The 857-nt window shown below is 56.9% G+C and carries 1 protein-coding gene; it reads right to left on the reverse strand.

Annotation, left to right across the window (positions count from 1 at the left end; genetic code table 11):
* Nucleotides 1-58 precede the first annotated feature (58 nt).
* On the reverse strand, nt 59-857 hold a 799-nt coding region (locus QUB08_RS10100), incomplete at its 5' end, for a hypothetical protein (RefSeq protein ID WP_333224619.1).

An 857-nucleotide genomic window follows, 5' to 3' on the forward strand; every position in this document is an offset into this window, starting at 1 on the left:
ACCGCCAGAAGCACCTCAACTACGGCTGACCCGACTCCGGGCAACAACGAATCTACATTCACCACACCTCTGACACCAACTCCAACTCCCACACCGACACCAACACCAACTCCCACACCAACTCCCACACCGGCACCAACACCAACACCAACACCAACACCAACACCAACACCAACACCAACACCAACACCAACACCAACACCAACACCAACTCCCACACCAACACCAACACCAACTCCCACACCAACTCCCACACCAACACCAACACCCACACCAACACCAACTCCCACACCAACACCAACACCAACACCGACACCAACACCAACACCAACACCAACACCAACTCCCACACCAACACCCACACCAACACCCACACCAACTCCCACACCGACACCAACTCCCACAGCAACTCCCACACCAACTCCCACACCGACACCAACTCCCACAGCAACTCCCACACCAACTCCAACTCCCACACCGACACCAACTCCCACAGCAACTCCCACACCAACTCCCACACCAACTCCCACAGCAACTCCCACACCAACTCCCACACCAACTCCCACACCAACTCCCACACCAACTCCCACACCAACTCCCACACCAACTCCCACACCGACACCAACTCCCACACCGACACCAACTCCCACAGCAACTCCCACACCGACACCAACTCCCACAGCAACTCCCACACCAACTCCCACACCGACTCCGACACCGACTCCAACAACTCCAACTCCGACACCGACTCCAACAACTCCAACTCCCACACCAACTCCGACAACTCCAACTCCCACACCAACTCCGACAACTCCAACTCCCACACCAACTCCGACAACTCCAACTCCCACACCAAC

The sequence above is a fragment of the Microcoleus sp. BR0-C5 genome, assembly GCF_036705045.1.
Classification (GTDB): Bacteria; Cyanobacteriota; Cyanobacteriia; order Cyanobacteriales; family Microcoleaceae; genus Microcoleus.